Source organism: Rhizobium sp. NLR8a, from assembly GCF_019685235.1.
Taxonomy (GTDB): Bacteria; Pseudomonadota; Alphaproteobacteria; order Rhizobiales; family Rhizobiaceae; genus Rhizobium.
The window spans coordinates 97,498-110,727 of the sequence record NZ_JABDWI010000008.1 but is presented as its reverse complement, the minus strand read 5'-3'; the positions used below and the strand labels follow the sequence as shown (position 1 = coordinate 110,727).

At 61.5% G+C, this 13,230-nt stretch carries 13 protein-coding genes; 8 read left to right on the top strand and 5 right to left on the bottom strand.

Annotation, left to right across the window (positions count from 1 at the left end; all coding sequences use genetic code 11):
• Positions 1-33 precede the first annotated feature (33 nt).
• Positions 34-435: a thioesterase family protein gene (locus tag HJC04_RS16720; RefSeq protein WP_085777184.1), complete on the top strand. Its 402-nt coding sequence runs from the start codon at positions 34-36 to the stop codon at positions 433-435.
• 20 nt (positions 436-455) lie between these two features.
• Positions 456-638 carry a hypothetical protein gene (locus tag HJC04_RS16715; protein WP_221146672.1) on the top strand — a complete coding sequence of 61 codons (183 nt, stop codon included), beginning with the start codon at positions 456-458 and terminating at the stop codon, positions 636-638.
• A gap of 90 nt (positions 639-728) precedes the next feature.
• Here HJC04_RS16715 and HJC04_RS16710 read toward each other — a convergent pair whose 3' ends face one another.
• Complete coding sequence (locus HJC04_RS16710) at positions 729-1,379, bottom strand: GntR family transcriptional regulator (protein ID WP_221146671.1); 651 nt, start codon at positions 1,377-1,379, stop codon at positions 729-731.
• Positions 1,380-1,544: 165 nt separating this feature from the next.
• On the opposite strand from HJC04_RS16710, the gene HJC04_RS16705 reads away from it, so the two are divergent.
• The 3 genes from HJC04_RS16705 to HJC04_RS16695 all read left to right on the top strand — a co-directional run bounded on the left by HJC04_RS16705 (position 1,545) and on the right by HJC04_RS16695 (position 5,922).
• Positions 1,545-2,969: a malonyl-CoA decarboxylase gene (locus tag HJC04_RS16705; RefSeq protein ID WP_221146670.1), complete on the top strand. Its 1,425-nt coding sequence runs from the start codon at positions 1,545-1,547 to the stop codon at positions 2,967-2,969.
• Entirely contained in the window at positions 2,966-4,480 is a 1,515-nt protein-coding gene (locus HJC04_RS16700; protein WP_221146669.1) for a malonyl-CoA synthase, read from the top strand. Before HJC04_RS16705 ends, HJC04_RS16700 begins: the two co-directional genes overlap by 4 nt.
• 92 nt (positions 4,481-4,572) lie before the next feature.
• Positions 4,573-5,922 (top strand): SLC13 family permease, encoded by a 1,350-nt coding sequence (locus tag HJC04_RS16695; protein ID WP_221146668.1) that lies wholly within the window; start codon positions 4,573-4,575, stop codon positions 5,920-5,922.
• Between the two features lie 107 nt (positions 5,923-6,029).
• On the opposite strand, the gene HJC04_RS16690 is transcribed toward HJC04_RS16695, so the two are convergent.
• Positions 6,030-6,416 carry an ectoine synthase gene (locus HJC04_RS16690; protein WP_085779980.1) on the bottom strand — a complete coding sequence of 129 codons (387 nt, stop codon included), beginning with the start codon at positions 6,414-6,416 and terminating at the stop codon, positions 6,030-6,032.
• Between the two features lie 232 nt (positions 6,417-6,648).
• On the opposite strand from HJC04_RS16690, the gene HJC04_RS16685 reads away from it, so the two are divergent.
• Complete coding sequence (locus HJC04_RS16685) at positions 6,649-7,542, top strand: LysR substrate-binding domain-containing protein (protein WP_221146667.1); 894 nt, start codon at positions 6,649-6,651, stop codon at positions 7,540-7,542.
• A gap of 576 nt (positions 7,543-8,118) precedes the next feature.
• Positions 8,119-9,258: an acyltransferase gene (locus HJC04_RS16680; protein WP_221146666.1), complete on the top strand. Its 1,140-nt coding sequence runs from the start codon at positions 8,119-8,121 to the stop codon at positions 9,256-9,258.
• A 348-nt stretch (positions 9,259-9,606) separates the two neighbouring features.
• Here HJC04_RS16680 and HJC04_RS16675 read toward each other — a convergent pair whose 3' ends face one another.
• Genes HJC04_RS16675 through HJC04_RS16665 form a run of 3 tightly spaced genes read right to left on the bottom strand, consistent with a single transcriptional unit; the run spans position 9,607 to position 11,477 of the window.
• Positions 9,607-10,170 (bottom strand): biotin transporter BioY, encoded by a 564-nt coding sequence (locus HJC04_RS16675; protein WP_210628949.1) that lies wholly within the window; start codon positions 10,168-10,170, stop codon positions 9,607-9,609.
• Positions 10,171-10,194: 24 nt separating this feature from the next.
• Positions 10,195-10,803 carry an energy-coupling factor transporter transmembrane protein EcfT gene (locus HJC04_RS16670; protein WP_210628948.1) on the bottom strand — a complete coding sequence of 203 codons (609 nt, stop codon included), beginning with the start codon at positions 10,801-10,803 and terminating at the stop codon, positions 10,195-10,197.
• Positions 10,803-11,477, bottom strand: a complete 675-nt coding sequence (locus HJC04_RS16665; RefSeq protein WP_210628947.1) for an energy-coupling factor ABC transporter ATP-binding protein — start codon at positions 11,475-11,477, stop codon at positions 10,803-10,805. Before HJC04_RS16665 ends, HJC04_RS16670 begins: the two co-directional genes overlap by 1 nt.
• Positions 11,478-11,755: 278 nt before the next feature.
• On the opposite strand from HJC04_RS16665, the gene HJC04_RS16660 reads away from it, so the two are divergent.
• A complete protein-coding gene (locus tag HJC04_RS16660; protein WP_221146665.1) occupies positions 11,756-12,946 on the top strand; it encodes a winged helix-turn-helix domain-containing protein in 1,191 nt (396 codons plus the stop codon).
• Positions 12,947-13,230 lie beyond the last annotated feature (284 nt).

The following is a 13,230-nucleotide window of genomic DNA, read 5'->3' as shown; positions in this document are numbered from 1 at the left end:
GGTTTGGGGGAATGTTGTAAGGCAGTATTGTTGATGAGTGAGTCAAAGCGTCCTGGGGTGACGGAAATACGCGTGCCGTTTCGCGATGTCGATATGAACGGCAAGATGTTCCTGGCCTCCTATATTTCTTACGCTGAATCCGTTATTGCGAGCTTCTGGTCGGCACGGCCCGATGTAGACGACGAACCGCTCTATAGCGCCAGCAAGATCTCCTGCATGCTTCACCGCCCGCTGCACCATGACGAGCCGGCAATCTTCACCGCCGCCATCGACAAGATCGGCGTGCGTTCCATCGGCTTCCTCGTTTCGATCGACACCGGCGAGGAGCGCGCCGCCGAAGTCGAGATCATCTGGCAGGCCCGCAACAGAGAGGACGAGCAGCCGGCCTCCCTGCCGGAGGAAACGCGCGACTGGCTGTATGGGTTTTTGGATTAGGGGCGTTGCGGCGGGTAGCGATGAAGGACGAGCGAGAGACCGGTCGGTGGGACGCCGACGACGTCGTGACGTTCATGTATGGAACACAGAGAGCCGCGCAGCTTCTGGCGCTGCGGGATTTCTGGAAAGCACTTCTCTCGGCCTGGCCCAATAAGAAAAACATTTTCGTTTCCCCGCATCGCGGAGATGAACCTCAAGAGTAAGAGCCCGGTGCTTGCGGTTTTTACGCAGATGGTTTCCTTGATCTCCGCGATGCGCCTCGGCTTTCCGCCGGCTGAAATTTGGGCCTCTCGTCATCTCGACGCCATGCTGGCCACCAGATCGCTGAACCTCTCGCCCTGAATGCCGACATGCGTTCGCAGCAGGCGGCGGGCGGCATCTCCATCTCCGGCAAAGATCGCGTCGACGATGGCGCAATGTTCAGCGAAGGACGTCGAGAGCCGATTGCGTACGCGCAGCTGCAGACGGCGATAGGGTCGCAGGCGTCGATGCAATTGCTGGCATTGCTCCTCAAGGAAATCGCTGCGGCTTGCCGCGTAGATCGCCTTATGGAATTCCTCATTGTCGTAATAATAGGCATCGCTGTCGCCGGCGCCGGCCGATTGTTCGCAGCGGCTGTGGGTGGCGGTGATCGCTTCACGGGAGGCCTTGTCCAGCCGGCGTGCGGCGAGCGATCCCGCCAGGCCTTCGAGTTCCGCCATCACCTCGAACATCTCATAGATCCGGTGCGGCCCGGGATCTATCACGATCGCACCGCGGCGCGGGCGGATTTCGATCAGCCCGATGGCGTCAAGCTGCATCAACGCCTCGCGCACCGGCGTTCGCGATACGCCGAACCGATTGGCAAGCACCGTTTCATCAAGCCGTTCACCGGGGGCGAACTCGTAGGAAAGTATCGCGTTTTCAATCTCATCCCGAAGCCACCGACCGGCATTCTCTGACATTTGTCTCGCATCCTTCATACACAAGCGCCATTCTTGTATACACGAATGTTGACGCCGTGTACGAAAGATGACACTCTACATACTACCGATGAAGCCCGACGATGGGAAGCAGATCGTCTGAATGGCCGCACAATACGGCTGGTCTTCGGAAGAGAGGAGAATGGCATGCCCGAGGCGTCTTTCTTCACCGACATGCTGCAAAGCATCACGGATCACGGTCGCCAGCTTTTGTTTTCCGGCTCACGCAACACGCAGGCCGCCGCCAAAGCCGATCTTCAGACCCTCTGTGAAATGCTGCTGTCGAGCCGGGGCGAAGCATCCGGCATGGCCCTTGCGGCCGAGATACTCGATCGCTGGGAGGCCCTCGACAGCGAGGGCGCGCAGACATTCCTCCAGATGCTTCACGAAAAATTCGGACCTGATGCGAGCAAGCTCGACCAGGCGATTGAACGCTACCGCACCGACAAGAGTTCGGCCGCCGTTATTGCGCTCCACCAGGCAGCCGAGCCGCGGCGGCAGGAGCTTCTGCGCCGGTTGAATCACGCGCCGAACGGTACCGCCACGCTCGTTCGCATGCGTCAGCAGCTGCTTGCTTCCAAAGACCGATCAGAAGCCTATGACGCGCTTGATGCCGACTTCACGCATCTGTTCGGCTCCTGGTTCAATCGCGGCTTCCTGACGCTGCGACCCATCGACTGGTCGACGCCGGCAAACATCCTGGAGAAGATCATCAAATACGAGGCCGTGCATGAGATCGCCAGCTGGGAGGAGTTGCGCCGTCGCTTGGCGCCGGCCGACCGTCGATGCTTTGCCTTTTTCCATCCGCGACTGGCCGACGAGCCGCTCGTCTTCGTTGAGGTGGCGCTTACCCGATCCGTGCCGAAGGCGATCGCCGATGTGCTCGATGAGGGCAGGGAGCAGATCAATGCCGACGAGGCGACGACGGCCGTCTTCTATTCGATCTCCAACTGCCAGGATGGCTTGCGCGGGATCTCCTTCGGCAATTTCCTGATCAAGCAGGTGGTGGAAGACCTGCGCCGGGACCTGCCCGACCTGAAGAATTTCGTCACACTCTCGCCGGTCCCGGGCTTTGCCCGTTGGCTTGCCAAGGTGCGCGCCGCGGCAGACGGCTTGGTTCTATCCGAAGCGGTCCTGAAAATGCTGGCCTTGCTCGACGATCCGAACTGGCCCGGCAAGGAGAACGGCGCGGCCGAAGTGGAGCGCATATTGCTGCCGCTTGCGGCGCGCTACTTCCTGACCGAGCGGACGCCGGAGGGCCGTCCCGTCGATCCCGTTGCCCGCTTCCATCTCGGCAATGGCGCGCGGCTTGAACGATTGAATTTCCTCGGCGACCGCTCGCCCAAGGCTATCCAGCAGGCGCACGGTCTGATGGTCAATTACCTCTACAAGCTCGACGACATCGTCGCCAACCACGAGGCGCTGGCGCAGCGCGGCGAAGTGATCGCCTCGCCCGCCGTCAAAAACCTGCTCAGCCAGAGCGATGACGGCCGCCGCGGCGGCCATGGCCAGCAGGGCTCTCGAGCATTCGTACAACTGATGAATTCCACGCTTGGAGGAGGGCGAAAGTGAGCAACCATCTTTTCGACGCCATGCGGGCCGCCGCGCCCGGCGACGCAGCGTTCATCCGGATCGATAGCACCCGCCTATGGACCTATGACGACGCCTTCGCTCTTTCCGGCCGCATCGCCGGCGCGATGGACACGCTCGGCATCCGTCCCGGCGACCGGGTTGCGGTGCAGGTCGAAAAAAGCGTCGAGGCGCTCATCCTCTATCTCGCCTGTCTTCGCAGCGGTGCCGTCTACCTGCCGCTCAACACCGCCTATACGCTGGCCGAGCTCGATTATTTCATCGGTGATGCGGAGCCGCGTCTGGTGGTCGTCGCCCCGGCCGCACGGGAAGGCGTGGAGACCATCGCCAAACGCCACGGCGCGATCGTCGAAACCCTCGACTCCGACGGTAGCGGCTCTTTGCTCGATCTTGCGCGCGACGAGCCGGCCGACTTTGTCGATGCCTCGCGCGCCGCCGATGATCTGGCCGCGATCCTCTACACCTCGGGAACAACGGGCCGTTCGAAGGGAGCGATGCTCACCCATGGAAATCTGCTCTCCAACGCCCTGACCCTGCGGGACTACTGGCGCGTCACATCAGATGACCGGCTGATTCATGCCCTGCCGATCTTCCACACGCACGGGCTCTTCGTCGCCACCAACGTCACGCTGCTCGCCGGCGCCTCGATGTTCCTGCTGCCGAAGTTCGACGCCGATGAGGTCGTTTCGCTGATGCCGCAGGCAACGATGCTGATGGGCGTGCCGACCTTCTACGTGCGTCTCCTGCAAAGCCCGCGCTTCGACAAACAGGCGGCGGCCAACATTCGCCTGTTCATCTCAGGCTCGGCGCCGCTGCTGGCAGAGACGCATACCGCGTTCCAGGCGCGGACAGGCCACGCGATTCTCGAGCGCTACGGCATGACCGAAACCAATATGAACACGTCGAACCCCTATGACGGAAAGAGGATTGCCGGGACGGTGGGCTTGCCGCTGCCTGACGTGACGGTGCGGGTGACCGATCCCGCCACCGGACAGGTGCTGCCGCCTGAAGAAACCGGCATGATCGAAATCAAGGGGCCGAACGTCTTCAAGGGCTATTGGCGCATGCCGGAGAAAACCGCGGCCGAATTCACCGCCGACGGCTTCTTCATCAGCGGCGATCTCGGCAAGATTGATCGGGACGGCTATGTCCACATCGTCGGCCGCGGCAAGGATCTGGTGATTTCGGGCGGCTACAACATCTATCCGAAAGAGGTCGAGAGCGAGATCGACCAGATCGACGGTGTGGTCGAAAGCGCTGTGATCGGCGTGCCGCATCCCGATTTCGGCGAAGGCGTCACCGCCGTCGTCGTGTGCAAGCCTGGCGCCGTCCTGGATGAAAAGAGCATTGTCAGCGCCCTCCAAGACCGCCTCGCGCGCTACAAGCAACCCAAACGCATCATCTTCGCCGACGACCTGCCGCGCAACACGATGGGCAAGGTTCAGAAGAACATCCTGCGGCAGCAATACGCCGATCTTTACACCAGGACGTAAGGCGACCGCCCTTTGGGAGGAGGCGTGTCGGCATCCGCATCAAACTTGAACGCAACAGCTACGGCGCTGGAGGCGCCGGAGGGAGGGGAATCATGGGTATTGAAATACTGGCCATAGGCCTGCTGGTCGCGATGTTCATCATTGCGACGATCCAGCCGATCAACATGGGCGCGCTCGCTTTTGCCGGCGCCTTCGTCCTCGGCTCCATGACAATCGGCATGAAGACCGGCGATATTTTTGCCGGCTTCCCGAGCGATCTGTTCCTGACGCTCGTCGCCGTCACCTACCTCTTCGCCATCGCGCAGATCAACGGCACCATCGACTGGCTGGTCGAATGCGCCGTCCGCCTGGTGCGTGGACGCATCGGTCTGATCCCCTGGGTTATGTTCCTCGTCGCCGCCGTCATCACCGGTTTCGGCGCGCTTGGGCCGGCCGCAGTGGCCATTCTCGCCCCTGTGGCCCTGAGCTTTGCCATTCAGTACCGCATTCACCCGGTGATGATGGGTCTCATGGTGATCCACGGCGCCCAGGCAGGCGGCTTTTCACCGATCAGCATCTATGGCGGCATCACCAACCAGATCGTCGCGAAGGCCGGCCTGCCTTTCGCTCCGACGTCGTTGTTTCTCTCGAGCTTTTTCTTCAACCTGGCGATATCAGTGCTGGTGTTCTTCGCCTTCGGCGGCGCAAAGGTCATGAAGCACGCGCCGGCAACATCACCTGGCCCCTTGCCCGAACTGCATCCCGAGGGCGTGTCGGCCTCGATCAGGGGCCACGGCGGCACGCCGGCAAAGCCGATCCGGGACCATGCCTACGGCACTGCGGCCGATACGGCGGCGACGCTGCGTCTGAACAATGAGAGAATCACCACCCTGATCGGCCTGACGGCGCTCGGCATCGGCGCCCTGGTTTTCAAGTTCAATGTCGGTCTGGTCGCCATGACCGTCGCCGTTGCGCTGGCGCTGCTGTCCCCGAAGACCCAGAAGGCGGCCATCGACAAGGTCAGCTGGTCGACCGTGCTTTTGATTGCCGGCATCATCACCTATGTCGGCGTCATGGAGAAGGCCGGTACGGTCGACTATGTCGCGAACGGCATATCCAGTCTCGGCATGCCGCTGCTGGTGGCGCTCCTGCTTTGCTTTACCGGCGCCATCGTCTCGGCCTTTGCATCCTCGACCGCGCTGCTCGGCGCCATCATCCCGCTTGCGGTTCCGTTCCTCATGCAGGGACATGTCAGCGCCATAGGCGTGGTCGCGGCCATCGCGATTTCGACGACGATCGTCGATACCAGCCCCTTTTCCACCAATGGCGCTCTTGTGGTCGCCAATGCGCCGGATGACAGGCGAGAGCAGGTCCTCAAGCAGTTGCTGATCTATAGCGCGCTGATTGCCATTATCGGCCCGATCGTCGCCTGGTTGGTGTTCGTCGTGCCGGGGCTGGTTTGACGGCCACCGCCGAACCCATCGCTTTCCGCCCCGGCCCATCGCCCGCGGCGGCGAAAAAACCTGAACGGCGTGGTGTGCGGTATTGGTCGCGGGGCGGGGCGGCCGGCTCAGTATTCCGAACCGCTTCTATTGCTTAGATCGTGACGTTCCGTGCCATTCAATGGTGGATTGAAGACGCTGACGAGGATGAGATCCTCATCCTTGCCACCCCGCAAATAGTGCCGATCGTGTTTGTCGAGAACGTAGATATCGCCGGCGCGGATGGGGAAGACATTGCCGTCCATATCCTCGACCTCGCCTGCTCCCTGGATGCAGTAGCAGGCCTCCAGATGGTTGCGGTACTGCAGCAGGGCTTCGGTGTTGGCGCGAACAACGGTGTGGCAGACGGTAAACCCCATCCCGTCATCCCTGGTCAGCAGACGATGGCTTGTGCCATTGCCCCAATCGACGAAACGCTCGGTCTGCTCGACTTCTCTCAGGCTTCTCACAAACATGTTCGTCTCCTCGCGAATGGCTGAGATGTGTTGATCTCCGTGATCCATTAGGCACTGCAGCCGCGACTCTTTCAAATGATCTAATTTGAGAGACTTGTTAGAATATTCTACACATAATCTGGCGCGGGCCGAGGGCGATCGGATATTCTCCGGCACGTTCGAAGCGATACTAAAAGATTTGACATATCGGGCGGCCAATGGATCCTGCTGCTTATGTGAGGAATTCGAACATATGCAATTGCCGCCGCTGAACGCATTGAGAGCCTTCGAAGCAACCGCCCGGCTCATGAGTCTTTCAAAGGCCGGAGACGAACTGCACGTGACCCATGCCGCGATCAGTCACCAGGTCAAACATCTGGAGACATGGATGGGACGCAAGCTGCTGCAAAAATCCGGACGCGGCGTTGCACTGACGCCGGCGGGCGCCGAATATTATCTGGCCGTCTCGGGCTCGCTGGCCGCCATCGCCCACGCCACCGGCAACATGCGCAGAGACCACAATATGCGTTCGATAACCGTGGGATGCATTCCTTCGATCGCGTCGCGCTGGCTGGTTCCGGCACTTCCATCTTTCCGGGAGAGCGATCCTGATCTTGATGTCAGGATCGTCTATGCAAAAGCGGAAGAGCGCTTCGATGACGAAAGCCTGGATGTTCTCATTACCATGGGAGAAGACGTGTCAGGGGGACGGGAGAGCCGCCTGCTTTTCTCCAGGCGCAACCAGCCGGTGGCCAGCATTCATTATCTGGCAAAGCGAAACTGGACGGCCGACGGCGTTCCCTTTGCGGCAGCCGAGCTGCTGCACGATGAATCCATGGACGGCTGGAAAGAATGGTTCCGAAAGGCTGATATAACGGCGCCCGACCCGCTTCGCGGGCCGATATTCCAGGACTTCAACATTCTTGCCACGGCGGTAATCGCTGGGCATGGCGTCGCACTATGCCCTGTCGAAGTGTTCCGGCGAGAGATCGATCGCGGCGACCTCGTTGTGCTCTCGGACATCTCGACGGCAGAGACTCAAGGCTATTACCTGATCACCAGCTCCTGGGCGAAGAAGCCGGTTCGCCGCTTTGCGGAATGGTTCACGGCGGAGTGTCGATCCGGCGGCCCGCCGACCATGGAATAGGCTGGAAACCACGGGCACGGTTCGTTTTGACCCGAGCTGAAATGTCATGAAAGTTTCATATTGGTGCTATTGCGGCGCTTGAAAAATAATCTACACTTTTGATCAGGAAACGCGATTTCCTGAAGCAAACGAAAGGAAACTGATTGGATTCATATCTTCTGACGACCATGCTCGTTGCAGGCCTCCTCGCTTTCGCCGTAACCGCGGTAAAAGCCGGAACAACTGCCCAGACCACCGAAAATACCAGGCGCAGTCCCGATTCGGGTGGCGATGGCGGAATTGGGTTCGAGGCCTCTGATGACGGGGGCTGCGATGGCGGCGACGGTGGAGGAGGAGACTAGATCAACGGAAATCGATAGAACGCCCGACCGCCTCAAGGCGGTTTTTTGTTGCCCGAACAAGACTCTGTTCCAGCCCGGCAAAACAGGCCGCAATCTCAGACGCGCGGGGGTTGCAGAACTGATCCGACGGGCCTAGACGAACGCATCACGCAATGCATTTTTGGGTCGTCGCAGGAAATGTGCGCCCTATCTCAGTCGAGGCGGTGCCGGGGCATAAGTGTTGGAGACAATCAATATGGCAAAATCTGAAGCTGGAAGCCCGTATATTTACGGGATCGACGCACTGCGATTTGTATGCGCGCTGATGGTGACCGTATTTCATCTTGGATTTGCTTCCTGGGCTTCGCCTTTATATCTCCGACCGTATCCAATGCCCGAGATCGAGAACATCGCCCAACCCGGCTGGGTTGGCGTCGAATTGTTCTTCGTCGTATCGGGCTTCGTCATCGTTAACTCCGCAGCTTCCGCCAGCGCCTTGTCCTTTCTCAAGGGGCGCATTCTGCGGCTCTACCCAGCGGTATGGATCTGCGCATCGCTGACGCTGATCATCATCGCGACGCAAGACGTCAACAGACGCATCCTCTGGAATTATCTGCGCTCGATCACGCTCTATCCCGGCGGGCCCTGGATAGACGGCCAATATTGGACGCTGGCATGTGAGATCTGTTTCTACGCCATCGTCTTCATCATGTGCGCGGCTAGGCAAAAGACGAGGATGCCCGCCCTGGCGCTAGGCCTGTCGCTGTCCAGCACGGCATTCATTGCACTGTTATACGCCTTTCCCGATGCAGCCATCCCGTCGATATTCACCGAGACGGCCTGGCGGGCCATTCCCTTCTATTATGGCTGCCAATTCGCTATCGGCATCTACATATGGCTGCTCTCTCAGGGTCGGATGAACCGAATTTCCTGGCTGGGTTTCCTCTGCGCCCTGGCGACGGGGGCTGTTCAGATCTACATGGCAGGCGAGAACACCAGCAATCGTACGCTCGCCGCTGCGGGCCATGGCTTCTCGTCGTTTCCCGCAATCGCTATCTGGGCGGCCGGGCTGGCGTCGATCGTTGCAAGCGTCGGCTACAGCAAGCGGATCAGTCACCTGCCGGCCTCCTTCCTTCAATCGGTGAAGACCCTCGGCTCGATGACCTATCCGCTCTATCTCCTGCATTTCGCCATCGGCGTCCAGCTTCTCGACTGGTTGACTGCTCTGGGATTGGCGCCGCTCCTGGCAATGGTTCTAGCCGTCGCGATCGTCTGCGCAATGTCGCTTGCGGTGTGCAAATGGGGAGAGCCGCCGATCCGGAGGATCTTGCGAGGGTTCCTCGACCGGCTTGGGCAGCGCGCTGCCGAATTTCAGGCGAAGGAGTCTCGGGCTTAGGTGTGAAATCGAGGAGGCCGGGCGCGCAATGACGTCCGATTTCCCCGTCTCGGTTCTTGCCTTGGGGTTTACCCCACTCTCCGTCCTGCTCGGGCTTGACCCGAGCATCCATGTGGCCTCTTGCAGCACGAGGAATGGATTCCAGGCTCAAGGCCTGGAATGACGGAGGTTGAGGAGAGCGATCGGCAGGCCCCCCGCTCAAGGCCCCTGCCGCAGAGCTCACTCCACCCTTGCTCCTGCTCAGGCTTGACGCGCGCATCCACGCGACTTCCTTCAACGCACAGTGGCCGCATTCGGCGGAAGGCGGCCATTGTCGGAATGCTCAGCAGGTATCGGCCGTTACGCGGCTCAAGCGCGCGCCGGCAGCAGGGGATAGCCGACCATGACGGCGCGGCCGAGGAGGGCAGCGACGACGGCCTTGATCACATCGCCCGGGATGAAGGCCATCGAGCCGACGAAGGCTTTCGTGAAGCCGAGGCCTGCGACGGTTGCGAGATAGGTGATGCCGAAGGCGTAGAGCACGATGATCCCGCCGATCATGGCGGCGAGGAAGAAGCTCACCGTCTGGACCAGGCCGGACTGCTTGTCGTTGACCAGCCGTTCGCTGAGATAGCCGGTCACGAAGGCGGCAAAGATCCAGCCGACGAGAAAACCGGCTGTCGGCGAGGCGAAGATCGCGAGGCCGCCGCGGCCGCCGGAAAGCACCGGCAGGCCAATCGCGACGAGCAGCAGCACGATCAGAACGGCGATCGCGCCGCGCCGGGCGCCGAGAACGACGCCGGCCATCATGACGCCGAGCGACTGGGCGGTGATCGGCACCGGAATGAAGCCGAGCGAGATCGGCGGCAGCAGGCCGAGCGCCACGATGATCGCGGCAAAGAGGGCGGTAAGGACGAGGTCGCGGGTGCTCATCATGAACTCCGTATTAAAAAATCGTTAACTTCCATGCCGCCGAATGCGGCGCGCGTCAATCGCAGCGGCGACATTATCCGCGTCCTTCAGCGTCAGAATGATCAGCGGCGCGAGCAGGCTCGTCGGCCGGACCTTCAGCCCCCGAGCCCTGTGCGCCTCACGGATCGCCTGGTAACGGTTGACGATCTCAGGCACGAAGCGCAGCACCAGGCCGAGAGCGAGGCCGATATCGTCGGCCTGAACCCGGCCGGTGCGTTCGAGCGGGCGGGCGAGCGCCGTCACCTCGTCGATGAACTCGGTAATGGTCGTCGTCGCCGTCACGCTGGCGGCGAGAAGCATCAGCGCCGTCAGCCGCAGCACGGGCACGAGCGCTGCCTGCCATGGGTTGAAGATGAGGTTGAAAAGGGCGACGACCGCAATCGTCAGGAAGATCGGCCGCAGCCGTCGCAGCGCCTCGCCGAGCGGCAGGCCGACCGTGCCGTAGAGGACCGCCGCCACCAGCACGGCGCCCGAGAGCAGAAGGAGATTGTGGTTGATGAACAGCAGGATGGCGAAGGTCGTCAGCGACAGGAGCTTTGCCCGCGGCGAGAGCCGGTGCATGCGGCTGTTGCCTTCGACGTAGAGCGATTGCATCAGGCGGCGATCTCCCTGTAGCGCGCGATGGCTTCGGCCGCCGGCGCATCGGCGGCAAGCCGCCCTTGGTGAAACAGCAGAACCCGCTCGAACCCGGCGATCAGTTCGAGGTCGTGGGTGATGACGATGGCGCTTTCCGGCAGTCCGGCGATGATGCTCTCGACCAGTGCCCGGTTTTTGAGGTCGAGCTGGTTGGTCGGCTCGTCGAGGATGAGAATGCCGGGGCCGGTCGCCAGCACCGAGCAGAGTGCGGCCACCTGCAGTTCGCCGCCTGAAAGCTCGTGCGCGCGGCGATCGGCCAGCGCCTCGGCGCCGAAGCGGGCAAGCACGCCCTCGACCTTTGCCTCGATCTCCGCTTTGCTGAAGCCGCGCCGCTTCAGCCCGAAAGCGATGTCGTCCTTGACGATCGGCAGGATGATCTGGTTCTGCGGCGACTGGAAGATGAAGCCGACATCGGCGACAACAGTCTTCTCGTCGGCCGTGTCGCGGCCGTTGACCATGACGCGGCCACTGGTCGGCTTGGTCAGCCCGTTGATCAGCCGCGCAAAGGTGGTCTTGCCCGAGCCGTTCAGCCCGATGACGCCGATGCGTTTGCCGCGGATGCCGAGCGTCAGCGGCTCCAGCGCCACCCGTGCCCCGAAACTGACCCCGGCATTTTCGAATTGTATGTCCAAACCAGTCCCTCGCATTTTTCACGACAGGGTGATTGCCGACACCAGCCCCTCATCCGGCTACCGCCACCGTCTCCGCGCTTTCGGGGAGACGGGACAAGCCGCGAGCTCTCAGTTCCCATATGCCTATCGTATGGCACGTCCCCTCTCCCCGCGAGCGAGGAGAGGGTTAGGGTGAGGGGCAGCCGCTGGCGCCAACCTGATAGCAGTGCTTCTACAAAGAGCAAATCTCCCTGTCGATATCGGGTGGCTAGGAAGATTTTCCGGATTATGATGCGGCCATGACGAATCTGCTGTCCAATTCCGATGCCCGCCGCGTCTTTCTTGCCAAGCAGGGCCTCAGCGCCCCACCGAACCGCGCCTTGACCAAGGCCGGCCTGCTGCAACTCATCCACGATCTCGGCTTCGTCCAGGTCGACAGCATCCAGACGGTGGAGCGGGCGCATCACCAGATCCTGTTTTCCCGCAACCAGACCTATCGGCGCGAGCATCTGAAGGCGCTGCTGGAGAAGGAACGTGCGCTGTTCGAGCACTGGACGCACGATGCCTCGATCCTGCCCAGCGCCTTCTTCGTCTATTGGAAGCACAAGTTCCGCCACCAGGAGAAGGTCCTCGTCGAGCGCTGGCGCAAGTGGCGCGGCGAGGGTTTCGAGGCGGCTTTCGAGGAGACTTATGAGCGTGTGCGGCGCGACGGCGCGATGCTGGCGCGCGACGTCAAGGCCGATGGCCATGTCTCCGGCGGCTGGTGGAACTGGCATCCGAACAAGACGGCGCTCGAATATTTCTGGCACACCGGCAAGTTCGCCATCGCCGGCCGCTCGAATTTCCAGAAGATCTATGATCTGACCGAGCGTGTCATCCCGGCCGAATTCCGCGAGCCGGAGGTGAGCCGCGAAGATTTTGTCGACTGGGCCTGCCGCAGCGCGCTTGCCCGCCTCGGTTTTGCCACCCACGGCGAGATCGCCGCCTTCTGGAACCTGGTCTCGCCCGACGAGGCCAAGGCCTGGGTATCGGCCCATCGCGACGAGCTGACCGAAGTGCTGATCGAACCGGCGCTCGACGACAAGGCGCGGCCGTCCTGGGCCCTTGCCGATTTCCTCTCGACGCTCGACAGCCATCCCGATGCCCCGCCGCGCATCCGCGTGCTCAGCCCCTTCGACCCGATGATCCGCGATCGCAACCGAACCGAACGCCTGTTCGGCTTCTTCTACCGCATCGAGGTCTTCGTGCCGGAAGCCAAGCGCGAGTATGGCTATTACGTCTTCCCGCTGCTCGAAGGCGACCGCCTGATCGGCCGCATCGACATGAAGGCCGACCGCAAGAAATCAACGCTCGACGTCAGGCGGCTCTGGCTGGAACCGGGCGTGAGGGCGTCGGCCGGGCGGCTGGAGCGGCTGGAGGCGGAGCTCGAGCGGGTGGCGAGGTTTGCGGGGGTGGAGAAGGTGGTGCTTTTGGAGGGGTGGAGAGGGTAGTCGAATTACTCTCTGCCTGTCTCTCGCCTTTACAAGGGAGGCCGTCATGAGAGCCGGCCGAATGAAGGCGTTTCTGTGCGCCGACGGCGGTTTTGGCAACAACGCCAACCACACTCTCCGTCATCCCAGGCCTTGAGCCTGGGATCCATGCGACTGCTGCTGATGGATGCGGCGTGGATGCTCGGCTCAAGGCCGAGCATGACGGAGTGTGGGGTGCACACGAGGAACCCATTCACCGCGCAGAGGCCTGTTGCCAACGCCATCTGCTAGCGAAATCAGATAGC